Source organism: Streptomyces sp. NPDC020731, assembly GCF_044334705.1.
GTDB lineage: Bacteria > Actinomycetota > Actinomycetes > Streptomycetales > Streptomycetaceae > Streptomyces.
Map to the genome: position 1 here is coordinate 161228 of NZ_JBIRTN010000005.1, position 22208 is coordinate 183435.

Consider the following 22208-nt stretch of genomic DNA (forward strand, 5'->3'; position numbering starts at 1 on the left):
CGAAGCGCCGTCGCGTCTGACGCAGCGGTTCGGTGGGTCGGCTCCCTGCTGGGGGTGCGGGGGTCGTCCCCCGCAGTGTCGCAGTACGGCTGCCGCCCGCCGAAGCGCCGTCGCGTCTGACGCAGCGGTTCGGTGGGTCGGCTCCCTGCTGGGGGTGCGGGGGTCGTCCCCCGCAGTGTCGCAGTACGGCTGCCGTCCGCCGAAGCGCCGTCGCGTCTGATCTCGCTTCACTCGCTTCACCAGGGTTTTACGGGCGGTACGACTCTTTCGGGTCGTATCGCCCGTACCCTTGCAGTACTGGTCGGGCGTCAAATAGCGGGCGCCCCTGACTGAAGGATCTCCACATGCTGATCGCTCAGCGTCCCTCGTTGACCGAAGAGGTCGTCGACGAATTCCGCTCCCGGTTCGTGATCGAGCCGCTGGAGCCGGGCTTCGGCTACACCCTCGGCAACTCCCTCCGCCGCACCCTCCTGTCGTCGATCCCCGGAGCCGCTGTCACCAGCATCCGCATCGACGGCGTCCTGCACGAGTTCACCACCGTGCCGGGTGTCAAGGAGGACGTCACCGACCTGATCCTCAACATCAAGCAGCTGGTCGTCTCCTCGGAGCACGACGAGCCGGTCGTGATGTACCTGCGCAAGCAGGGCCCGGGTCTGGTCACCGCCGCCGACATCGCGCCGCCGGCCGGTGTCGAGGTGCACAACCCCGACCTCGTCCTCGCCACGCTCAACGGCAAGGGCAAGCTGGAGATGGAGCTGACCGTCGAGCGCGGTCGCGGCTACGTCTCCGCCGTGCAGAACAAGCAGGTCGGTCAGGAGATCGGGCGTATCCCGGTCGACTCGATCTACTCGCCGGTCCTCAAGGTCACCTACAAGGTCGAGGCGACCCGTGTCGAGCAGCGCACCGACTTCGACAAGCTGATCGTCGACGTCGAGACCAAGCAGGCCATGCGTCCGCGTGACGCCATGGCGTCGGCCGGTAAGACCCTGGTCGAGCTGTTCGGTCTGGCCCGCGAGCTCAACATCGACGCCGAGGGCATCGACATGGGCCCGTCGCCGACGGACGCCGCGCTCGCCGCCGACCTGGCGCTGCCGATCGAGGAGCTGGAGCTCACCGTTCGGTCGTACAACTGCCTCAAGCGTGAGGGCATCCACTCCGTGGGTGAGCTGGTCGCCCGCTCCGAGGCCGATCTCCTCGACATCCGTAACTTCGGTGCGAAGTCGATCGACGAGGTCAAGGCGAAGCTGGCCGGCATGGGCCTCGCGCTCAAGGACAGCCCGCCCGGATTCGACCCCACCGCCGCGGCGGACGCGTTCGGCGCGGACGACGACGCGGACGCCGGGTTCGTCGAGACCGAGCAGTACTGAGCGCTCCGCGAGGAGGCCGGTTCTACGGCTGCAGGCCTGTTGTGGCCGGTCGCGCAGTTCCCCGCGCCCCTTCGGGGCGCGGACCCTCCGGGCGTCCGAAAGGGCGCCCGGATCTTCGACAGACAACCGTCTGCTCGGATACTGACCCCGGTACCTGATACGGCCGGGGCAGACACCTAGGAGAAACACCATGCCGAGGCCCACCAAGGGTGCCCGTATGGGCGGCAGCGCCGCGCACGAGAAGCTGCTCCTCGCGAACCTCGCGAAGGCGCTGTTCGAGCACGGCCGCATCACCACCACCGAGGCGAAGGCGCGCAAGCTGCGTCCGTACGCCGAGCGTCTGGTCACCAAGGCGAAGAAGGGTGACCTTCACAACCGCCGTCAGGTGCTCCAGGTCATCACGGACAAGAGCATCGTCCACACGCTCTTCACCGAGATCGGCCCGCGGTACGAGAACCGTCCCGGTGGCTACACCCGCATCACCAAGATCGGTAACCGCCGTGGCGACAACGCGCCCATGGCCGTCATCGAGCTGGTCGAGGCGCTGACGGTGCAGCAGACCGCGGTCGGCGAGGCCGAGGCCGCGACGAAGCGTTCCGCGAAGGACGCCGAGGCCGCCGAGACCAAGGTCGACACGACCAAGGACGAGGCTGTCGAGGCTCCGGCCGAGGAGTCGAAGGACGCGTAGGCGTTCCGGCGGGGACTGTTCGTTCGCGGCTGCGGCTCCGTCGTGGCTGGTCGCGCAGTTCCCCGCGCCCCCATGGGGCGCTACTGCGGGTCCGTTCCTTTTCAGGAGCGGGCCCGCTTTTGCGTGGGTGAGAGGATCTGTACGTGAGTGACGAAGTGCGGCCCGGGTTCGTGCGGGTGCGGCTGGACCTTTCCTATGACGGGACCGAGTTCTCGGGCTGGGCCAAGCAGGCCGGCGGGCGGCGGACCGTGCAGGGGGAGGTCGAGGACGCGCTGCGTACGGTCACGCGGTCCGGGGGGACGACGTACGAGCTGACCGTGGCGGGGCGGACCGACGCCGGGGTGCACGCGCGCGGTCAGGTCGCGCACGTCGATCTGCCACGGGAGGTGTGGGCCGAGCACCACACGAAGCTCCTCAAGCGGCTCGCCGGGCGGCTGCCGAGGGACGTGCGGGTGTGGGCGCTCAGGGAGGCGCCCAGCGGCTTCAACGCCCGGTTCTCCGCGATCTGGCGGCGCTACGCCTACCGCGTCACCGACAACCCGGGCGGGGTGGACCCGCTGCTGCGCGGGCACGTGCTGTGGCACGACTGGCCGCTCGACGTCGACGCCATGAACGAGGCGGCCCGCGGGCTGCTGGGGGAGCACGACTTCGCGGCGTACTGCAAGCGGCGTGAGGGCGCGACGACCATCCGTACGCTCCAGGAACTGAGCCTGGTGCGCGGCGAGGACGGGATCGTCACGGCGACCGTCCGGGCCGACGCCTTCTGCCACAACATGGTCCGCTCGCTGATCGGCGCGCTGCTGTTCGTCGGCGACGGCCACCGTCCGCCCGACTGGCCGGGCAAGGTGCTGGCGGCGGGCGTACGGGACTCGGCCGTCCACGTCGTACGCCCGCACGGCCTGACGCTGGAGGAGGTCGGCTACCCGGCCGACGAACTCCTCGCGGCCCGCAGCAAGGAGGCCCGCAACAAGCGGACCCTGCCGACGGCCGGCTGCTGCTGACCCCGCCGGGGCGGCGGCGCTACTCGGCTGCCGCCGCCGACGCCTGGGCCTGGCCCCTGCGGTGGATCTGACGGACCGTGAACGTCTGCAGGTCGTCGCCCGCGGAGAAGACGGCCGTGTCCTTCGTCGTCACGTCCTTGCCGGCCGTGAAGCCGGCGATGGTGAAGTAGGCGTAACGGCCGTAGGAGTTGGTCGTGGTGCGGCAGACAGCGCCGGAGCAGAAGTCCTTGACGCCGCCGCCCGACAGCGACTTGACGATGCTCTTCTTGTCGGCCTGCTGCTTGGCCCTGGTCGCCTGGGCCTCGGTGTCGAAGACGGCCACGCCGACCGTCACCGCCATGTCGTCCTTGGTGTAGGTGACCCGGATCAGGCGGGTGCAGTCGTTGTCGTTCAGGACCTTCGGGAGCGTGGACTTCGCGGCGGAGGCGCAGTTCTTGGTGTCCGCCGTCGGGCCCTTCTTGTACACCGTCTCACCCATGGTCAGCTGGGTGCCGGGGAAGAGGATGTCGGGGCTCAGCGGGGCCTTGTCCTTCTTCGCGCCGGCGATGAAGTCCTTCGGGTCCAGCGGCGGTGGGGCGCTCGTCGGGGCGAACGACGGGACCGTGCCCGTGGGGCTCGGTATGTCGATGTCGGAGGCCCCGGGCAGCTGGGACGAGGTGCCCGGCGAGGCCTCGTCGTTGCCGTTCGCCGAGACGACGGCGACCGCCACGGCCGTGCCTATCGCGACGGTGGCGAGCGCGCCGCCGCCTATGAACAGCAGTCGGCGCCGCTTGGCGCGGGCCTCGGAGGCGTCGGCGAGCGCGGCCCAGTCGGGTGACTCGCCGGAGCCGCCGCCGCTCCAGGGCTGCTGGGAATTCGGTTTCCAGGGATCCCACTGCTGCTGAGGTCCCCCCTGCCCAAGACTCATGGGGCGCATCTTAGACGGGGTGCGGGGCGTGCTGGTCCGCCTCAACAGGGCCCGCGGGCCCTAGCGTTACCGCCATGGTGACGGGCAAAAGCGACATCTCCGGGTGGTTGGTGCGTCCTGCGGGCGGACACCTGTGGGCCGGACTCGCGGCGGTGCTGGGGGCGCTGACGGCGCATACGGTGCTGGTGACCTCGGACGGAGGGATGGACAACGCGATCGTCGTGGACGCCGCGCGGGTCTGGCTGGACGGTGGTTCGCCGTATGACGACCGGCACTTCCTCTATTTTCCGAGCGCGGTCGTTGCCGCCGCCCCGCAGGCGCTGCTGCCGCGGTCCGTGCTCGACGTGCTGGTGCCGGTGGCGGTGGTCCTCGCCCTCGCGCTGGGCTGGGCCTGCGCCCTGCGGCTGCACCGGGTGCCGCTGGGCAGCAGGCTCGCCGTCCTCGGGCTGCTGGGCCTCGCGGCCGGCTTCGCGCCGTTCGGGCAGCTGGTGCGGCTGGGCAACTGGACGGTGACGGCCGTGCTGGCGCTGCCGCTGTGTCTGCTGCTGGCGAGCCGGGGCCGGTGGGTCGCGGCGGGCGCGGTCATCGGGGTGGCGGTGGCGCTGAAGCCGCTGCTCGCGCCGATGGCGCTGCTGTTCCTCTTCGCGCGCCGGTGGCGGGCGCTGGCGGTGCTGGTGCTGATCCCGGTGGTCGCCTCGGTCTCGGCGGCGCCGTTCCTGCCGGACCCCACGGGCTTCCTCACCCGCACCCTGCCGTTCCTGCTGAGCGGCGACGACGCCTTCGTACGGCTCTACGAGGCCTCGCCGGCGGCCGTGCTGCCCCGGCTCGGCGTGCCCAGGGCCCCGGCCGCGCTGCTCGCGCTGCTCGCGGCCGCCGCGGGAGTGGTGTGCGCGTACCGGCGCTGGCGCGGGCCGGGTCCGGTGCCGCTGCGGCTCACGGAGACGTCCGCGGGCCTGATGCTCTCGGCGTTCCTGGTGTCGCGGCCCTCCTACAACCACTACCTCCTGGTCGTCCTGCCGCTGCTGCTCGCCGGTCTGCCGTACGCCGGGGCGGTGGCGCGGCGGCCCTGGTTCTGGCTCGCCCTGGTGCCGCAGCTGCCGGGGGTGACCTGGCCGTGGCTGGAGTCGGGGAGGCGCCGGGCCTTCCGTGACGCCCTCACGCTGTGCGTACTGGCGGTGACGGTCGCGCACCACTGCGCACGGGGGACGCGGGAGGCGGACGGTCCGGGCGAGGCGGCGGGGGAGCGGCGTGCGGCCGTAGAATCGGCGTAGCCCACCGAGGACGAGGTCGAGGACGGGGTCGTTTTGACCCGTCCGGCCGTGGGCGGGTATTCTGCTCGTTCGTTGTGTGTAGTGGCTTGCTCATTCTCACGTGAGGGGCCCTTACACCGGTCCACCGGACCGATGACCAGCGACCAGCGCGCGGTTTGCGTCACCGCGGTGCGGTCAAGGCTGTCGTGATCGTCTTCGGTGACCTTGTCAGGACCATTCACTGAAGAAGCGAAGGCTACGAACCGTGCGTACGTACAGCCCCAAGCCCGGCGATGTGACGCGCCAGTGGCACGTCATCGACGCTCAGGACGTCGTCCTGGGGCGTCTGGCCTCCACTGCGGCCTCCATCCTGCGCGGCAAGCACAAGCCGATCTACGCCCCCCATGTCGACACCGGTGACTTCGTCATCGTCATCAACGCCGACAAGGTGCACCTCTCCGGCAACAAGCGGACCCAGAAGATGGCGTACCGCCACTCGGGCTACCCGGGTGGTCTGCGCTCCGTCCGCTACGACGAGCTGCTCGCGAAGAACCCCGAGAAGGCCATCGAGAAGGCCGTCAAGGGCATGCTTCCCAAGAACACCCTGGGCCGTCAGATGCTCTCGAAGCTGAAGGTCTACTCGGGCGACCAGCACCCGCACGCTGCCCAGCAGCCGGTGCCGTTCGAGATCACCCAGGTCGCGCAGTAAGTCCGGCCACCCCCTAAGACTGAACAGAATCTGAGGAGCATCGTGGCCGAGACCACTGCCGAGCAGCCGCTCGAAGAGCTTGACATCGACAGCTACACCACCGAGTCCGAGGTGCCCGTCGAGGGCGAGTACACCTCGGAGTCGATGGCCTCCGCGTTCGGCGAGCCCCAGCCGGCCGCCGGCCTGGGCCGTCGCAAGAACGCCATCGCCCGCGTCCGGATCGTCCCGGGCACCGGCAAGTGGAAGATCAACGGTCGCACCCTCGAGGACTACTTCCCGAACAAGGTGCACCAGCAGGAAGTCAACGAGCCCTTCAAGGTGCTCGAGCTCGAGGGTCGTTACGACGTCATCGCCCGCATCGCGGGTGGCGGTGTCTCGGGTCAGGCCGGTGCGCTCCGTCTCGGTGTCGCCCGTGCGCTGAACGAGGCGGACGTCGACAACAACCGCGGCGCACTGAAGAAGGCCGGCTTCCTCAAGCGCGACGACCGTGCGGTCGAGCGCAAGAAGGCCGGTCTGAAGAAGGCCCGTAAGGCCCCGCAGTACAGCAAGCGCTAAATCGCAGGCGCTCGCGCGTACTCCGAACGCCCCGGCGGCACGCCACAGTGCTGTCGGGGCGTTCGTTTATTCATTGCTGTGGGCGTATAACGGCACAAGGCGCTCAAAGGCTAATGTGATCGGATGGTCGGGCATCGTCGCTGTGGCGCGTGTCCGCGGATGCGGAGCCGCACTCGCATCGCGACCGTCGAACAACATCACCAGCACCGTCAGCGGCACAACCGTCGATCGCGCGGACGGGGCCGACGCCTCGGCACGGCCCCGGAAACGGCTTTCGGTACTGACGCACCCTCAGGAGGACAAGTGGGACGACTCTTCGGCACGGACGGCGTGCGCGGTGTCGCCAACGCGGACCTGACGGCGGAGATGGCGCTCGGCCTGTCCGTCGCCGCCGCGCACGTACTGGCCGAGGCGGGCACGTTCGAAGGCCACCGGCCCACCGCCGTGGTCGGACGTGACCCACGCGCGTCCGGAGAGTTCCTGGAGGCCGCCGTCGTCGCGGGCCTCGCCAGCGCGGGCGTGGACGTCCTGCGGGTCGGCGTGCTGCCGACGCCGGCGGTGGCGCACCTCACCGGCACGCTCGGCGCCGACCTCGGCGTCATGCTCTCCGCGAGCCACAACGCCATGCCGGACAACGGCATCAAGTTCTTCGCCCGCGGCGGTCACAAGCTCGCCGACGAGCTGGAGGACCGCATCGAGTCCGTGTACGAGGAACACCGCACCGGCGCCCCCTGGGACCGCCCGACCGGCGCCGGCGTGGGCCGCGTGCGGGACTACGAGGAGGGGTTCGACCGTTACGTCGCCCACCTCGTCGGCGTCCTCCCGAACCGGCTGGACGGTCTGAGGATCGTCCTCGACGAGGCACACGGCGCCGCCGCGAAGGTCTCGCCGGAGGCGTTCACCCGGGCCGGGGCCGAGGTCGTCACCATCGGTGCCGACCCGGACGGGCTCAACATCAACGACGGCTGCGGCTCGACCCACCTCGACCTGCTCAAGGCCGCGGTCGTCGAGCACGGGGCCGCGCTGGGCATCGCGCACGACGGTGACGCCGACCGGTGCCTGGCCGTGGACCACACCGGTGCGGAGGTCGACGGCGACCAGATCCTCGCCGTACTCGCGCTGGCGATGCGGGAGCGTTCCGCACTGCGCTCCGACACCGTCGTCGCGACCGTGATGTCCAACCTCGGCTTCAAGCTCGCCATGGAACGCGAGGGCATCCGGCTCGTGCAGACCGGGGTCGGCGACCGCTATGTGCTGGAGGAGATGAAGGGGAAGGACTACGCCCTCGGCGGCGAACAGTCCGGCCACGTCATCGTCCTCGACCACGCGACGACCGGCGACGGCACGCTCACCGGCCTGCTGCTCGCGGCGCGGATCGCCGAGACCGGCCGTACGCTGCGGGACCTGGCCTCGGTGATGGAGCGCCTCCCGCAGATCCTCATCAACGTGCCGGACGTGGACAGGTCCCGCGTGAAGAGCTCCGCGGAACTCGCCACGGCCGTCACCGAGGCCGAGCGCGAACTGGGCCAGACGGGCCGCGTACTCCTCCGCCCCTCGGGTACGGAACCGCTGGTCCGCGTCATGGTCGAGGCCGCGGACATCGACCAGGCCCGCTCGGTCGCCGGCCGCCTGGCGGACGTGGTGAAGTCGGCGCTGGGGTAGTCCGGTGCGGGTGCCGCCGCCCCCGCCCTCCGCGGGCAGTCGTGCCTCCCCCAGTGCCTTGAATGCCTGGGAGGTACCCCCAGAGCGGCACGGGTGAGCTGGGGGCACCCCTCTGGGGGAGGCACCCCGCAAGCGCCGGGCCGCGCGAACACCCCCCCGGCCAGCACCAACGCCGGGCAACCACTGAAGCGCCGCGCCGGTCAGGCCGTACCGCGCCTGCGCAGCCGCTTGTGCTGGCCGGCCCAGAAGTACTTCTGGGCCAGCAGGGTGAGGGTGCCCGCGACGGTGATGCCGAGCAGGTTGAGCAGGAGCTGCCCGGTCGACCCCCAGGTCTGGACGGTGTCGCCGTAGCTCAGCGCCACGGCGGCGTTCGCCGCGGCCGGGACCGTCGTCACCGAGATGGCGACGCCCACCATCGCGCCCGACTTCGCGGACGTCAGCGAGAGCGTGCCGGCCGCTCCGGCCAGGACCGCCACCACGAACGAGAACCAGTCGGGGGCGTACACGAAGCCGGTCTGCGGCCGTTCGCCCTCCAACTGCTCCATGGTGAACAGCCCCACCGCGTCCATGAAGAGGCTGAAGCCCACCGTCACCGCCATCGCCACCGCGAAGCCCACCAGCAGGGCGGTCACCGAGCGCAGCGCGAGACGCGGCCGGCGCTGCACCGCCGCCGTGCAGACACCGGCCAGCGGCCCGAACTCCGGGCCCACCGCCATCGCGCCCACGATCAGGATCGCGTTGTCCAGCACCACACCGCACGCCGCGATCATCGTGGCCAGCGTGAGGAACGCGAGATAGGTGACCGAGAGGGTCGACTCCTCGTGGGTGGCCTCGGTCAGGTGCTCCCACAGCACCGCGTCCGCGCTCTCGCCCGGCGCGTCCTTCTCCGCCTGCTCGGCCCGCTTCGACAGCGACAGGCCGATGTTCTCCACGGCGATGGAACCACTCGTCTCCAGCCCCAGCCGCTGCAGCCCGCTGAGCAGATCGTCACCGGCCTCCCGCGCCACGTCGCACATCACGACGTCCCCGGCGGGAGTGCGGGCGGCGCCCGGCAGCACACACAGATGCGTGGTGCCGAGCGTCCCCTCGATCAGTCGGACCACGTCATCGGTCCTGTCGGCCGGTGTGATCAGGCGCAGGTGCAGCATGGCGGCAGCGTAGCGGTCACAGTTTGCGCAGGCTGAGGCGCTGGACCTTGTGGTCCGGACCCTTGCGCAGCACCAGCGTGGCCCGGCCGCGGGTCGGGGCGATGTTCTCCACCAGGTTCGGCTTGTTGATGGTGCGCCACATCGTGCGGGCGTAGTCGAGGGACTCCTCCTCGGAGACCTGGGTGTACTTGCGGAAGTACGACGACGGGTCCTGGAAAGCGGTCTCGCGCAGCCGCTTGAAGCGGTTGAGGTACCAGTGCTCGATGTCCTCCGTGCGGGCGTCCACGTACACGCTGAAGTCGAAGTAGTCGGCGAGCCCGACCCGGGTGCGGCCGTCCTGGCCGGGCAGCGCCGGCTGGAGGACGTTGAGCCCCTCGACGATCAGGATGTCCGGCCGGCGCACGGTGAGCTTCTCGTCGGGCACGATGTCGTAGATGAGGTGCGAGTAGACGGGGGCGGTGACCTCGCCCTTGCCCGCCTTGATGTCGGCGACGAAACGGGTCAGCGCACGGCGGTCGTACGACTCGGGGAAACCCTTCCGCGACATCAGGCCCCGCTCCTGGAGCTCCTTCGTCGGCAGCAGGAACCCGTCCGTCGTGACCAGCTCCACGCGCGGGTGCTCGGGCCAGCGGGAGAGCAGGGCGCGGAGCAGCCGGGCCACCGTGGACTTGCCGACGGCCACGGAACCGGCGACCCCTATGACGAAGGGCGTGCCGGACTGGGAGCCCTGCTCGCCGAGGAAGGTGTTCAGCGCGCCCCGCAGTCCGTCGGTGGCGCCGACGTAGAGATTGAGCAGCCGGGACAGCGGCAGGTAGATGTCCCGCACCTCGTCGAGGTCGATGACGTCACCGAGGCCGCGCAGCTGTTCGACCTCCGCCGCCGACAGGGACAGCGGAGTCTTGTCGCGCAGCGCGCTCCATTCGGCGCGGGTGAGGTCCAGGTAGGGAGTCGCCTCCGGCCGTTGCCGGTGGGCGCTCCGGGGGATCGAGGGGACCGGAGAGATCACAGTCCATTGTTAACGGAGTTCGAACGGGGCGACAGGTGGGCTGTGTCACGTACGGCGGTGGCTCGCAGCCGTCCGAGATCACGCGGTTGTCACGGTCGCATACCGGGTGATCGTCCGATGATCATCTGCGCGGCGGCTGTGTTCGAAGTCCGTTTAAATTGCCCGCAACGCGTTGCGGAGTCCTCCGCGCCTTCGAGAAAGAGTTCCTCCTTGAGAACCACCGCCGTCCGCCGTACCGCGCTCGCCGCCTCCGCCGCCGCGCTCGCCCTGCTCGCCACCGCCTGCGGTGGCTCCGGCGACGAGGACAAGGCCGACGACGGCAAGGGCAAGGGCGACTCGACCGCCTCCGCCGCGCCGGCGGCCGAGGCGCTCACCGCCGCGGAGCTGGAGAAGGCGGGCCTGGCGCAGGCGGACGTCAAGAGCGGCAAGGTGGCCACCAAGGTCGCGGCGACGGACGACATCGCCAAGGACCAGGTGAAGACGGACGACGCGGCCTGCCTGCCGCTGGCCCACGCCCAGGCCGGCGTGGCCCAGGGCGAGCCCGCCGCGACCGTGAAGCGGTCCTGGACGGGTGAGCCCGTGAAGCCCTCCGAGGGCACGGACCCCGAGGACGCCCTGCTGGCCTCCCTCGACGTGGACAAGATGCTGATCAACCTCGCCTCCTACGAGGGTGACGGCGCCGCGCAGGCGATGAAGGGCCTGATCACCGCCGCGGAGAAGTGCGCGGGCGGCTTCACCGCCACCGTGTCCGGTGAGAAGGCCAAGGTCGTCAAGGTCGCCACGTCCGCCGGGCCCGAGGGCGGGGACGAGGGCACCGCCATCACCCTGACCGTGGCCGTCGACGAGGAGATCAAGGCGCCGAACAAGATCGTCGTCGTCCGCAAGGGCGCCACCCTGGTCTCCTTCAGCGCCGTGAACCTGGCCGCCATGGCCACCGGCGAGGACTTCGAGGTCCCGGCGGACGTCGTCGCCGCCCAGCTCGGCAAGCTCGCCTGACGCGTCCCGCGTCCCGCGTTCCGTTCCCACCGGTGCCCGCACGCTTTCGTGCACCGGTGGGAATTTCCGATTTCGGGCAGGCGAAGACCTTTTCCGGCGGCCGGCGGACCGTAGGCTGCCGGGCATGTGCGGAATCGTGGGATACGTGGGGCCGCAGTCGGCGCTGGGCGTCGTGACGGCCGGACTGAAGCGGCTGGAGTACCGGGGGTACGACTCGGCGGGCGTCGCCGTGCTGGCCGACGGCGGTCTGGCCACCGCCAAGCGGGCCGGGAAACTCGTCAACCTCGAGAAGGAGCTGGCCGAGCGGCCGCTGCCGACCGGGACCACCGGCATCGGGCACACCCGCTGGGCCACCCACGGCGGCCCGACGGACGCCAACGCGCACCCGCACCTCGACAACGCGGGCCGGGTCGCCGTCGTCCACAACGGCATCATCGAGAACTTCGCCGCCCTGCGCGAGGAGTTGACCGAGCGCGGGCACGACCTCGCCTCCGAGACGGACACCGAGGTGGTCGCGCACCTGCTCGCCGAGGAGTTCTCCGGCTGCGCGGACCTCGCGGAGGCGATGCGGCTGGTCTGCCGCCGCCTGGAGGGTGCGTTCACGCTGGTCGCCGTACACGCGGACGAGCCGGACGTGGTGGTCGGCGCGCGGCGGAACTCACCGCTGGTGGTGGGCGTGGGGGAGGGGGAGGCCTTCCTCGCCTCGGACGTGGCCGCGTTCATCGCGCACACGCGGGACGCCGTCGAGCTGGGGCAGGACCAGGTGGTCGAGCTGCGCAGGGACGCGGTGACGGTCACCGACTTCGACGGCGACGCGGCCGACGTCCGCGCGTACCACGTCGACTGGGACGCCTCCGCCGCCGAGAAGGGCGGCTACGACTACTTCATGCTCAAGGAGATCGCCGAGCAGCCGAAGGCGGTCGCCGACACGCTGCTGGGCCGCATCGACGGTGCGGGCTCGCTGACCCTGGACGAGGTCCGCATCCCGGCGAACGTCCTGCGTGAGATCGACAAGGTCGTCATCGTCGCCTGCGGTACGGCCTTCCACGCCGGGCTGATCGCCAAGTACGCCATCGAGCACTGGACCCGGCTCCCCTGCGAGGTGGAACTGGCGAGCGAGTTCCGCTACCGGGACCCGATCCTCGACCAGCAGACCCTCGTCATCGCCGTCTCCCAGTCCGGCGAGACCATGGACACGTTGATGGCCCTGCGCCACGCCCGCGAACAGGGCGCGCACGTGCTGGCGATCTGCAACACCAACGGCTCGACGATCCCGCGCGAGTCGGACGCCGTGCTGTACACGCACGCCGGGCCGGAGGTCGCGGTCGCCTCGACCAAGGCGTTCCTGACCCAGCTGGTCGCCTGCTACCTGGTCGCGCTGTACCTGGGCCAGGTGCGGGGCACCAAGTGGGCGGACGAGATCCGCGCGGTGGTGCGGGACCTGTCCTCGATCTCCGGTGCGGTGGAACGGGTCCTGGACACGATGGAGCCGGTACGGGAACTGGCGCGGTCGCTGGCCGGGAAGGACACGGTGCTGTTCCTGGGCCGGCATGTCGGCTACCCGGTCGCGCTGGAGGGCGCGCTGAAGCTGAAGGAACTCGCGTACATGCACGCGGAGGGCTTCGCGGCGGGCGAGCTGAAGCACGGGCCGATCGCGCTGATCGAGGACGACCTTCCGGTGGTCGTGGTCGTCCCGTCGCCGCGCGGCCGCTCCGTCCTCCACGACAAGATCGTCTCCAACATCCAGGAGATCCGGGCACGGGGTGCGCGGACGATCGTCATCGCGGAGGAGGGCGACGAGGCGGTCGCCGAGTACGCCGACCACCTGATCCGCGTCCCGGCCACTCCGACACTGCTCCAGCCGCTGGTGGCGACGGTGCCGTTGCAGGTCTTCGCGTGCGAGCTGGCCACGGCGCGGGGCAACGAGGTGGATCAGCCGCGGAACCTGGCGAAGTCGGTGACGGTGGAGTAGGTCTTCAGACCGTCCAGGAACGCGGCGAAGGCTCCGGCGGGGAAGGTGAGGGTCGCCCTGGCCGGGGCTTTCGAGTCGCGTACGCCCACGTGAGTGGCGGTGTGCGCGATCTCGACGCACTCGTTGCCGTCGTCGGGGCCCGAGTAGGACGACTTCTTCCAGCGGCCGAGTGCGGTCATGCCGGCCTCCCAGGGGAGTGAGCCTTCAGCGCTTCCACGAAGGTGGCGAAGGCTTCGGCGGGGAAGGTGAGGGTCGCCCCGGCTGGAGCTTTTGAGTCGCGGACGGCTGCGTGGGTGGGGTGGGTCGCGATTTCCACGCAGTTGTTGCCGTCGCCTTCGCCGGAGTAGGACGACTTGCGCCAGTTGTCCATCGAGTGCCTCACAGCTCTTTCGTCAGCTCGTGGATGAAGTCGCGCGACCGGTCCGGTTCGAGCGACACGGCTTCCACCTTACGGAAGCGCGTTCGATAAGTGGTGAGCTGGGACTCGGAGTCGAGAAAGATGGAACCGTGGGGTGCATCGCGCACCACGGTGTCCAGCTTGGGCACGGGGCCGCCCACGTACGTCATCGTGCTTGAGGCTCTGGCGAAACCGTCCAGGTCGAAGGGGATGACGCGCAAAGTGATGCGGTCCACTTCGGAAAGCTCAAGGAGACGGGTGAGTTGAGTGCGGGCGGCAGCGCGGTTGCCGACCCTGATGCGCAGCGCGGCCTCATGAATCACGACTTCGTGAGGGAAGGCGACCTCTTGCTGGCGTGTCATGCGGTGGCGGACCCGCAACTCCAGTTCTTCGTCAGTGAGTTCTGGCAGCCTGGAAGAGAAGACCGCTCGGGAGTAATCCTCCGTCTGGAACAGACCGGGTACATACAGGATCGCTACGTCCTGCTGGAACGCGGCGTGGTGGTCCAGCTCCGAAAGATCCAGGAATGACGTGGGAAGCAGTCCGCGGTACTCCTCCCACCAGCCCTGTGTCCGATCGGTGGCCATCCCGACCAGGGCATCAATGAACTCCTTGTCCGTACAGGAGTAGTGGGAGGCGAGGCGACGTAGCCGCTCCTCGCTCACTCCGGTGAGGCCGGACTCGATGTGACTGATCTGGACGGAGCTCACGCCGAGCAACGCTGCCGCTTCGCGGGCCTTGAGGCCGGCTGCGTCACGTAGCTTGCGCAGTTCGACTGCCAGGCGCATCTGGCGTGCAGTGGGTTCGCGCCGCAGGACCATTGACCGCTCCTTTTCAACGCGCTTGTGGGCGCGACTCGTTCGGGGCCAGATTACGCGATCGGCTTGATCCGGATGAAATATTAGGTCTACCGTCAGTGATAACAGGTGAGCGCAGCGGAAGCGCACCGTTCCGTCCTGCCATGACGGCTGCGGCACTGCCACCGCCCGCGAATCGACTCCACCCCCACTGAACGGAGTTCAGGCATGCCCGAGAACGAGTCCTGGGAGTACTCCCTCTCCATCCCCAACGACCCCCGTGCGGTCACGGTGAGCCGCCGCACCCTCCGTCTCATCCTCACGATGCACGGGCTGATCGGGCTGGTCGACGTCGCCGAGTTGCTCGCGGCGGAGCTGGTGGCCAACGCCGTACGGCACACCAAGGGGCCTGCGGCCCTGCGGGTGTGCTGGGCGGCCGGTGTGCTGCGGATCGGGGCGTGGGACACCGACCCCGCGCCGCCCGATGCGCCGCTGCCCTTCGAACGGTCCGCGGACCTCGGTCTGGAGGACGGACGTGGACTGTCACTGGTGCGGGCGTGTTCCGACCTGTGGGGGTGGCAGCCGCTGTCCCGGGACGGCAGCAGAGGGAAGCTGGTGTGGTGCGAACTGGGTGCGGCCTGACGGGGTTTGCCAGTGGCCCAACGGCCACGTGGAAGCGTGCGTCCACCCCACCCACCCTCGCATGTCTCCAACCGGCGGCAGTCTGTGAGCTTGCCCGGTCCGTTTCCCCGGGGTGCGGAAGCACGGCACCGGCGAAGAAACGGGCGGCCCGACGGTCACCTGAAGGCAGGCGCTCACCCCACCCACCCCCGCCCCACCGCAATAAGGTGCCCGCATGAGCATCATCGGAGTCGGGATCGACGTGGCCGAGATCGAGCGGTTCGCGCAGTCGTTGGAGCGGACGCCCGCGCTGGCCCAGCGGCTTTTCCTGGAGAGCGAGCTGCTGCTGCCCAGCGGTGAGCGGCGCGGTGTCGCCTCGCTCGCCGCGCGGTTCGCGGCCAAGGAGGCGCTCGCCAAGGCGCTCGGGGCGCCCGCGGGGCTCTACTGGACCGACGCCGAGGTGTGGTGCGAGGACAGTGGGCAGCCCCGGCTGCGGGTGAAGGGGACGGTGGCCGCCCGCGCCGCCGAGCTGGGCGTGCGGTCCTGGCACGTGTCGCTCAGCCATGACGCCGGGGTGGCCTCGGCGGTCGTGATCGCGGAGGGGTGAGGTCGGTGCTCGCCCTTCCCCTCGCCTTCCCCGGGGTCGGGGTCGACCTGCCGGTCTGGGGTGACGCGTTCCTCGTCGTCGCCGCCGTGCTCACCGTCGTCTTCGCCCTCGTGAGGCTGCTGCGCAACCGCCGTCGATGAATGTGCGAAAAGAGGGTGCGTGTATCGCGTGAACCGGGGTACATGCGGTTGAGCCGGTGCCGGAAGTGGGGCCGACCAGACCAGGGAGGGCGAACAGTGACGTCGACGATGGCGCGGACCGACCGGGCTCAGACAGTGACCGAACTGCCGGAGGTCGTCGATCCCGGTCAGGTCGCGCCGAAGGACGCCCGGGAGCTGTCCAAGCAGTTCTTCCGACGGCTGACGGAGCTGGAGGAGGGCACGCACGAGTACCAGTACGCGCGCAACACCCTCATCGAGATGAACATGTCCCTGGTCCGCTTCGCGGCCGGCCGGTTCCGCAGCCGCGGTCCGGAGGAGATGGAGGACATCGTCCAGGTCGGCATGATCGGGCTGATCAAGGCGATCGACCGGTTCGAGCTGACCCGCGAGGTGGAGTTCACCTCCTTCGCGATCCCCTACATCGTCGGCGAGATCAAGCGGTTCTTCCGGGACACGTCGTGGTCCGTGCACGTGCCCCGCCGGCTCCAGGAGGCCCGGGTGCAGCTCGCCCGCGCCACCGAGGAACTGCGCAGCCGACTGGGCCGTACGCCCACGACCGCCGAACTCGCGCAGCTGATGAGCCTGACCGAGGCCGAGGTCAACGAGGCCCGGATCGCCTCCAACGGCTACAACTCCTCCTCGCTCGACGCCGCCATCGGCAGCGAGCCGGACGGCGAGAGCGTGCTCGCGGACTTCATCGGGGCCGAGGACGCCGCGCTGGAACTGGTCGAGGACTTCCACGCGCTGGCGCCGATGATCGCCGAGCTCGACGAGCGTGAGCGCAAGATCGTGCACTGGCGGTTCGTGGAGGAGCTGACGCAGGCGGAGATCGGCGAGCGGCTCGGCTGCTCCCAGATGCACGTCTCACGGCTGCTGTCCCGCACGCTGAAGCGGCTGCGGGCGGGGATGCTCGCCACGAGCTGAGGTGACGACGGGCGCACGGTGCGCGCGGGGTGCGGCGACATGGGGCGCCGCACCCCGCGCGTGTGCGTGCCTCCGCTAGCAGATCGACTGGCTGCTGTTCACCAGCCGGTTGTTGCGGAACGTCGTGTTCTCGCCGCAGGGGCTCTCGCGGATCGACGAGTTGGTCACCGTGAGGTTCTGGACGGTGATGTCCCGGTTGTTCGCGAACTCCGTCCGCGCCGCCAGACGGATCTCGCCGCCGCCCGTGACGGTGCCGCTCTGGGTGGCGAGGCTGACGTTGTAGCAGTTCTCGATGAGGATCGCGTTGTTGCCGGTGTTGGAGAGCGTGATCCTGTCGATGGTCGCGCCGCCGCTCTCCGAGACGCAGAACACGCCCCGTCCGCCGCCGCGCGCGACGACCTCGCCGACGCGGATGTTGGTGGAGTAGGAGCTGCCGATACGGCCGTTGCGGTTGGCCATGCGGAAGGCGGCGTACCCGGTGCCGGTGCCGGCGTTCTCCGCGTCCACCTTGGAGACGGTGGCGTTGACGGTCTGGTTCAGCAGCAGGCCCGACTCGCCGACGTTGCGGGCGGTCACCGTGCCGATGGTGAGGCCGTCGACGCCGTAGGTCTCCACGGCGTGGCTGGACGCGCCGGAGACGTACACGTCGTCGATGCGGACGTTGCGGGTCCACTGGCTGGTGTCGCCGCGGTTGTCGATGCGGACGCCGAGGCCGCGGGAGAGGCGCATGTCGATCTGGCCGAGGACGACGTTCTGCACGTTGCGCAGGAAGATGCCGTACAGCGGGGCGCCGGTGACGTCGAGGTGCTGCACCTCGATGTCGCGGGTGCCGCGGGAGTAGACCGGGGCCTGGTCGCCGGAGCCGCTGCCGGTGACGTTGATGGTGCCGCAGACGTCGAGGGTCGTGTAGCTCGGCAGGGAGATGCGGGAGCCGGCGGAGACGGAGCCCGAGCCGCGGACCACGACCCGTTCCTTGCTGGTGCGGCCGGAGGACAGGCTGCTGATCGCCGCCTGCACGGCCGCGCGCATGTCGCCGCCGGTGTAGACCGTGCTGCTGCCGCGCCTGGCCGTCCAGGTGCTGCCGCTGAGTACGGCCTCGGCCTGGTAGGAGCCGTCGCCACAGGCAGCGGCGCGGGCGGGGGCCGGGGCAGCGGTGGTCGTGGGGGAGGTGGCGGCGGTGGCCGGGGCCGTCATGACGCCGGCTGCGGTGAGGAGTGCGGTGGCGCCGGCTGCGGCGAGGAGTGCGGCTCTGCGTCCCATGGGTCCTCTGCTTCTGTCGTCGAACCGATTCGACTGAATCGATTCATCCGGTGGGGGGCCGAGAGTTTGGCAAGGGCATGGCAAGGAGTCAAGCGGCCTGCTTCACCGGTACGGGAGTTGACGGGCCGTCTGCGGGAGACTCGGACGCATGCGTACTGCGTACAGCGTGGAGACGGTCAGGACGGCGGAACGGGAACTGATGGCACGGCTGCCGGAGGGGGCGTTGATGCGGCGCGCCGCCGCCGGGCTCGCCGCGGCCTGTGCGGACGTGCTGGGGCGGGTGTACGGCAGCAGGGTCGTCCTGCTGGTCGGCAGCGGGGACAACGGCGGTGACGCCCTGTACGCCGGTGCCCGGCTCGCCCGGCGCGGCGCGGGCGTGAGCGCGGTGCTGCTCGCGCCGGAGCGCGCCCACGGCGGGGGGCTCGCGGCGTTGCGCCGGGCGGGCGGGCGGACCACGGGAACGGACGGCGCCGAAGCGCTGATCGCACGGGCCGGCCTCGTCGTCGACGGCATCGTCGGCATCGGCGGCAGGGGCGGGCTGCGCCCGGACGCGGTACCGCTGGCCGAGGCCGCCGGGCGGGCGCGGGCGGCCGTGGTCGCCGTCGACCTGCCGAGCGGGGTCGACGCCGACACCGGGGAGGTGCGGGGGACGGCGGTCCGGGCCGATCTCACGGTGACCTTCGGGACGCACAAACCGGGGCTGCTGATCGATCCGGCGCGGGAGTACGCGGGGGCGGTGCGGCTGGTCGACATCGGACTGTCGCTCCCGGCCGGGGCGGAACTGGAGGCGTTGCAGCACGCGGACGTGGCCCGGCTGCTGCCGGTGCCGGCCGCGGAGAGCGACAAGTACCGGCGGGGCGTCGTCGGGATCGCCGCAGGGTCCGCCCGCTATCCGGGGGCCGCGGTGCTCGCGGTGGCGGGGGCGCTGCGGGGCGGCGCGGGGGCCGTACGGTACGTCGGTCCCGCCGGGCAGGCCGTGATCGCGCGCTTCCCCGAGACGCTGGTGTCGGACGGGGGACCGAAGCACGCGGGGCGGGTGCAGGCGTGGGTGGTCGGGCCGGGGGCCGGGGACGACGCGGCAACGGTCGCGGAGGTGCTCGCGGCGGACGTGCCGGTGCTGATCGACGCGGACGGGCTGCGGCTGGCGGAGGCGTCGGCGGTACGGGGCCGGAGTGCGCCGACGCTGATGACCCCGCACGCCGGGGAGGCCGCCGCGCTGCTCGGGGTGGAGCGGGGGGAGGTCGAGGGCGGCCGGCTGGCCGCGGTGCGGGAGCTGGCGGGGCGGTACGGGGCGACGGTGCTGCTGAAGGGGTCCACGACCCTGATCGCGTCCTCGGGCGGGGGTGTGGTGCGGGTGAATCCGACGGGTACGTCGTGGCTGGCCACGGCCGGCAGCGGTGACGTGCTCTCGGGGCTGGCGGGGTCGTTGCTGGCGGCGGGGCTGTCGGCGGTGGACGCGGCGAGTGCGGGGGCGTATCTGCACGGGCTTGCGGGGCGCTTCGCGGCGGACGGTGCGCCGGTGGGGGCGCACGACGTGGCGGAGGGGATCGCGGGGGCGTGGCGGAGTGTGGTGCGGGGGTGAGGGGCGGTGCGGGTGGGTTCCGGAGGGTGTTTCGCCCCCGCCGCCCCTTCCCGTCCCGACCCGGGGCTCCGCCCCGGACCCCGCTCCTCGAACGCCGGAGGGGCTGATTCGGCCGACGGGAAGGGAAGGGGCAACGGAGGGCTCTGAGAGACTGGGCCGGATGAACGAGACAGTCGCCCCGGGGGGCGCGGAGCTGCGGGCCCGTGCCGAGATCGACCTTGCCGCCGTGCGGGCCAACGTGCGGGCCCTGCGCGAGCGCGCGCCCGGCGCTGCCTTCATGGCCGTCGTCAAGGCCGACGGGTACGGGCACGGCGTGATCCCGTGCGCGCGTGCGGCCGTCGAGGCCGGGGCGACCTGGCTGGGCACCGCCACCCCGCAGGAGGCGCTCGCGCTGCGCGCGCCCGGGGCCGGGGTGCCGGACGACGTACGGATCATGTGCTGGCTGTGGACGCCCGGCGGGCCCTGGCGGGAGGCGGTCGAGGCCGGCCTCGACGTGTCCCTGAGCGGCAGGTGGGCGTTGGACGAGGTCACCCGGGCGGCCCGGCTCGCGGGGCGGCCCGCGCGGGTGCAGCTCAAGGCCGACACCGGGCTCGGGCGGGGCGGCTGCCAGCCCGGCGACGACTGGACGGAGCTGGTCGCCTCCGCGCTGCGCGCCGAGGCCGAGGGGCTGCTGCGGGTCACCGGCCTGTGGTCGCACTTCGCCTGCGCCGACGAGCCGGGGCACCCCTCCATCGCCGCCCAGCTCGCCCGGTTCCGCGAGATGGTCGCGTACGCCGAGAGCCGGGGCATCGACCCCGAGGTGCGGCACATCGCCAACTCGCCCGCCACCCTCACCCTCCCCGAGAGCCACTTCGACCTCGTCCGCCCCGGCATCGCGATGTACGGCGTCTCGCCCAGCCCCGGGATCGGCACCCCCGCCGACCTCGGACTGCGCCCGGCGATGACCCTGTCCGCCTCGATGGCTCTGGTGAAGCACGTCCCCGGCGGCCACGGCGTCAGCTACGGCCACCACTACGTCACCCCGGGCGCCACCACCCTCGGCCTCGTCCCGCTCGGCTACGCGGACGGCATCCCGCGCCACGCCTCCTCCACCGGGCCGGTGCTGGTCGAGGGCAAGTGGCGCACGGTCGCGGGGCGGGTCGCGATGGACCAGTTCGTCGTCGACCTGGGCGGGGACGAGCCGGGGCCGGGCACCGAGGCCGTCCTCTTCGGGCCCGGCGACCGCGGTGAGCCCACCGCCGAGGACTGGGCGCAGGCCGCCGGGACCATCGCGTACGAGATCGTCACCCGGATCGGAACCCGCGTCCCGCGCGTCTACGTCAACGACGGCAACGAGGGGAGCGGTACGTGAGCGAGGGCATCGCGGAGGCCGCCGTCTCAGCGGCCGGTGCGGCCGGTGCGGTCGGTGCGGTCGGCGGAGGCTGGCGCCGGGCCACCGGCGTCGCGGGTGTCGCGATAGGAGTGCTCGCCACCGGGGCGGCCGCGGGCGTCGCGATAGAGCGGATGACGGTCGGACGGGGCATGCGCAAGAAGGCCCGGCTCGCCCTCGACTCCGCGGGACCGTACGGCGCGCTGCGCGGCACGCCCGGCAAGGCGTACGCCGACGACGGCACCGAGCTGTACTACGAGGCCGACGACGTCGACCCCGCCCCGACCCCCGAGCGCAGGCGCCGGCTGTTCGGCCGCAGGGCCCCCGCCCCTGTCACCGTCGTCTTCAGCCACGGCTACTGCCTCAGCCAGGACTCCTGGCACTTCCAGCGGGCCGCGCTGCGGGGCGTCGTCCGGACCGTGCACTGGGACCAGCGCAGCCACGGCCGCTCGGCGCGGGGCGCGGCGCAGGTCGAGCGGGGCGAGCCGGTCACCATCGAACAGCTGGGGCGGGACCTGAAGGCCGTGATCGACGCGGCGGCGCCCGAGGGACCGCTCGTGCTGGTCGGTCACTCCATGGGCGGGATGACGGTGATGGCCCTCGCCGACCAGTACCCGGAGCTGATCAGGGAGCGGGTGGTGGGCGTCGCCCTGGTCGGTACGTCGTCGGGGCGGCTCGGCGAGGTCAACTTCGGGCTTCCGGTGGCCGGCGTCAACGCGGTGCGGCGGGTGCTGCCGGGGGTGCTGAAGGCGCTGGGGCAGCGGGCCGAGCTGGTGGAGAGGGGGCGCAGGGCCACCGCGGATCTGTTCGCCGGGGTCATCAAGCGGTACTCGTTCGCGTCCCGGGACGTGGACCCGGCGGTCGTCCGGTTCGCCGAGCGGATGATCGAGGGCACGCCGATCGACGTGGTCGCCGAGTACTACCCGGCGTTCAACGACCACGACAAGACCGAGGCCCTCGCCCACTTCGCCGGCCTGCCGGTGCTGGTGCTGGCCGGGGTGGGGGACATGGTGACGCCGAGCGAGCACAGCGAGGCGATCGCTGACCTCCTGCCGGGCGCCGAGTTGGTACTCGTGCCGGACGCCGGGCACCTGGTGATGCTGGAGCACCCGGCAGCGGTCACCGATCGCCTCGCTGATCTGCTCGTCCGTACAGGGGCGGTGCCCATCACGGCTACCGTTAAGGGCTGTGACTCCGCCTCCTCCTGACGGAGGTGGCTTCCAGTCTTA

23 protein-coding genes are annotated in these 22208 nt (G+C 71.2%); 16 read left to right on the forward strand and 7 right to left on the reverse strand.

Features of this window, described 5'->3' with window-relative positions:
- Positions 1–344: 344 nt before the first annotated feature.
- The 3 genes from ACH4VX_RS09675 to truA all read left to right on the forward strand — a co-directional run bounded on the left by ACH4VX_RS09675 (position 345) and on the right by truA (position 3056).
- Complete coding sequence (locus tag ACH4VX_RS09675) at positions 345–1367, forward strand: DNA-directed RNA polymerase subunit alpha (RefSeq protein WP_003966937.1); 1023 nt, start codon at positions 345–347, stop codon at positions 1365–1367.
- 190 nt (positions 1368–1557) lie between these two features.
- Positions 1558–2055, forward strand: a complete 498-nt coding sequence (rplQ, locus tag ACH4VX_RS09680) for a 50S ribosomal protein L17 (protein WP_398366798.1) — start codon at positions 1558–1560, stop codon at positions 2053–2055.
- A gap of 143 nt (positions 2056–2198) precedes the next feature.
- Positions 2199–3056: a tRNA pseudouridine(38-40) synthase TruA gene (gene truA, locus ACH4VX_RS09685; protein WP_398366799.1), complete on the forward strand. Its 858-nt coding sequence runs from the start codon at positions 2199–2201 to the stop codon at positions 3054–3056.
- Between the two features lie 19 nt (positions 3057–3075).
- Here truA and ACH4VX_RS09690 read toward each other — a convergent pair whose 3' ends face one another.
- The gene (locus ACH4VX_RS09690) at positions 3076–3963 is read right to left on the reverse strand and encodes a hypothetical protein (RefSeq protein ID WP_398366800.1); all 888 of its coding nucleotides are present in this window, start codon (positions 3961–3963) and stop codon (positions 3076–3078) included.
- A 74-nt stretch (positions 3964–4037) separates the two neighbouring features.
- Between ACH4VX_RS09690 and ACH4VX_RS09695 the strand changes: the two genes are divergently transcribed.
- The 4 genes from ACH4VX_RS09695 to glmM all read left to right on the forward strand — a co-directional run bounded on the left by ACH4VX_RS09695 (position 4038) and on the right by glmM (position 8139).
- Positions 4038–5234: a glycosyltransferase family 87 protein gene (locus tag ACH4VX_RS09695; protein ID WP_398366801.1), complete on the forward strand. Its 1197-nt coding sequence runs from the start codon at positions 4038–4040 to the stop codon at positions 5232–5234.
- A gap of 244 nt (positions 5235–5478) precedes the next feature.
- The gene (rplM, locus tag ACH4VX_RS09700) at positions 5479–5922 is read left to right on the forward strand and encodes a 50S ribosomal protein L13 (protein WP_037929612.1); all 444 of its coding nucleotides are present in this window, start codon (positions 5479–5481) and stop codon (positions 5920–5922) included.
- A gap of 42 nt (positions 5923–5964) precedes the next feature.
- The gene (gene rpsI / locus ACH4VX_RS09705; protein WP_398366802.1) at positions 5965–6477 is read left to right on the forward strand and encodes a 30S ribosomal protein S9; all 513 of its coding nucleotides are present in this window, start codon (positions 5965–5967) and stop codon (positions 6475–6477) included.
- Between the two features lie 303 nt (positions 6478–6780).
- Positions 6781–8139 (forward strand): phosphoglucosamine mutase, encoded by a 1359-nt coding sequence (gene glmM, locus ACH4VX_RS09710; protein WP_398366803.1) that lies wholly within the window; start codon positions 6781–6783, stop codon positions 8137–8139.
- Between the two features lie 200 nt (positions 8140–8339).
- On the opposite strand, the gene ACH4VX_RS09715 is transcribed toward glmM, so the two are convergent.
- The gene (locus ACH4VX_RS09715) at positions 8340–9287 is read right to left on the reverse strand and encodes a DUF389 domain-containing protein (protein ID WP_398366804.1); all 948 of its coding nucleotides are present in this window, start codon (positions 9285–9287) and stop codon (positions 8340–8342) included.
- Positions 9288–9303: 16 nt separating this feature from the next.
- Positions 9304–10293: a type I pantothenate kinase gene (gene coaA, locus ACH4VX_RS09720; RefSeq protein WP_398366805.1), complete on the reverse strand. Its 990-nt coding sequence runs from the start codon at positions 10291–10293 to the stop codon at positions 9304–9306.
- 210 nt (positions 10294–10503) lie between these two features.
- Here coaA and ACH4VX_RS09725 point away from each other — a divergent pair, with 210 nt between their 5' ends.
- Complete coding sequence (locus ACH4VX_RS09725; protein WP_398366806.1) at positions 10504–11289, forward strand: hypothetical protein; 786 nt, start codon at positions 10504–10506, stop codon at positions 11287–11289.
- Between the two features lie 124 nt (positions 11290–11413).
- Entirely contained in the window at positions 11414–13261 is a 1848-nt protein-coding gene (gene glmS / locus ACH4VX_RS09730; protein ID WP_398366807.1) for a glutamine--fructose-6-phosphate transaminase (isomerizing), read from the forward strand.
- On the opposite strand, the gene ACH4VX_RS09735 is transcribed toward glmS, so the two are convergent.
- Genes ACH4VX_RS09735 through ACH4VX_RS09745 form a run of 3 tightly spaced genes read right to left on the reverse strand, consistent with a single transcriptional unit; the run spans position 13222 to position 14479 of the window.
- Entirely contained in the window at positions 13222–13440 is a 219-nt protein-coding gene (locus ACH4VX_RS09735; protein ID WP_398366808.1) for a DUF397 domain-containing protein, read from the reverse strand. The two genes, glmS and ACH4VX_RS09735, sit on opposite strands and share 40 nt — an antisense overlap.
- Positions 13437–13631, reverse strand: coding sequence for a DUF397 domain-containing protein (locus ACH4VX_RS09740; RefSeq protein WP_078913967.1), 195 nt, complete (start codon positions 13629–13631; stop codon positions 13437–13439). Before ACH4VX_RS09740 ends, ACH4VX_RS09735 begins: the two co-directional genes overlap by 4 nt.
- Before the next feature lie 8 nt (positions 13632–13639).
- On the reverse strand, positions 13640–14479 hold the full coding sequence (locus tag ACH4VX_RS09745) for a helix-turn-helix domain-containing protein (protein WP_398366809.1): 840 nt from the start codon (positions 14477–14479) through the stop codon (positions 13640–13642).
- A gap of 204 nt (positions 14480–14683) precedes the next feature.
- On the opposite strand from ACH4VX_RS09745, the gene ACH4VX_RS09750 reads away from it, so the two are divergent.
- The 4 genes from ACH4VX_RS09750 (at position 14684) to ACH4VX_RS09765 (ending at position 16768) form a co-directional block, all read left to right on the forward strand.
- Positions 14684–15097 (forward strand): ATP-binding protein, encoded by a 414-nt coding sequence (locus ACH4VX_RS09750; protein ID WP_398366810.1) that lies wholly within the window; start codon positions 14684–14686, stop codon positions 15095–15097.
- Positions 15098–15311: 214 nt separating this feature from the next.
- Positions 15312–15683 carry a holo-ACP synthase gene (locus ACH4VX_RS09755; RefSeq protein ID WP_398366811.1) on the forward strand — a complete coding sequence of 124 codons (372 nt, stop codon included), beginning with the start codon at positions 15312–15314 and terminating at the stop codon, positions 15681–15683.
- Between the two features lie 5 nt (positions 15684–15688).
- Positions 15689–15823, forward strand: a complete 135-nt coding sequence (locus tag ACH4VX_RS09760) for a hypothetical protein (RefSeq protein ID WP_398366812.1) — start codon at positions 15689–15691, stop codon at positions 15821–15823.
- A gap of 108 nt (positions 15824–15931) precedes the next feature.
- Complete coding sequence (locus ACH4VX_RS09765) at positions 15932–16768, forward strand: RNA polymerase sigma factor SigF (RefSeq protein WP_398366991.1); 837 nt, start codon at positions 15932–15934, stop codon at positions 16766–16768.
- Between the two features lie 75 nt (positions 16769–16843).
- Here the strand turns inward: ACH4VX_RS09765 and ACH4VX_RS09770 are convergent, their stop codons facing one another.
- The gene (locus tag ACH4VX_RS09770) at positions 16844–18028 is read right to left on the reverse strand and encodes a hypothetical protein (protein WP_398366813.1); all 1185 of its coding nucleotides are present in this window, start codon (positions 18026–18028) and stop codon (positions 16844–16846) included.
- A gap of 148 nt (positions 18029–18176) precedes the next feature.
- On the opposite strand from ACH4VX_RS09770, the gene ACH4VX_RS09775 reads away from it, so the two are divergent.
- From ACH4VX_RS09775 to ACH4VX_RS09785, 3 genes are all read left to right on the forward strand, one after another.
- Positions 18177–19610 (forward strand): NAD(P)H-hydrate dehydratase, encoded by a 1434-nt coding sequence (locus ACH4VX_RS09775; RefSeq protein ID WP_398366814.1) that lies wholly within the window; start codon positions 18177–18179, stop codon positions 19608–19610.
- 160 nt (positions 19611–19770) lie between these two features.
- A complete protein-coding gene (alr, locus tag ACH4VX_RS09780) occupies positions 19771–20961 on the forward strand; it encodes an alanine racemase (RefSeq protein WP_398366815.1) in 1191 nt (396 codons plus the stop codon).
- Complete coding sequence (locus ACH4VX_RS09785) at positions 20958–22187, forward strand: alpha/beta fold hydrolase (protein WP_398366816.1); 1230 nt, start codon at positions 20958–20960, stop codon at positions 22185–22187. Before alr ends, ACH4VX_RS09785 begins: the two co-directional genes overlap by 4 nt.
- Positions 22188–22208: the final 21 nt, after the last annotated feature.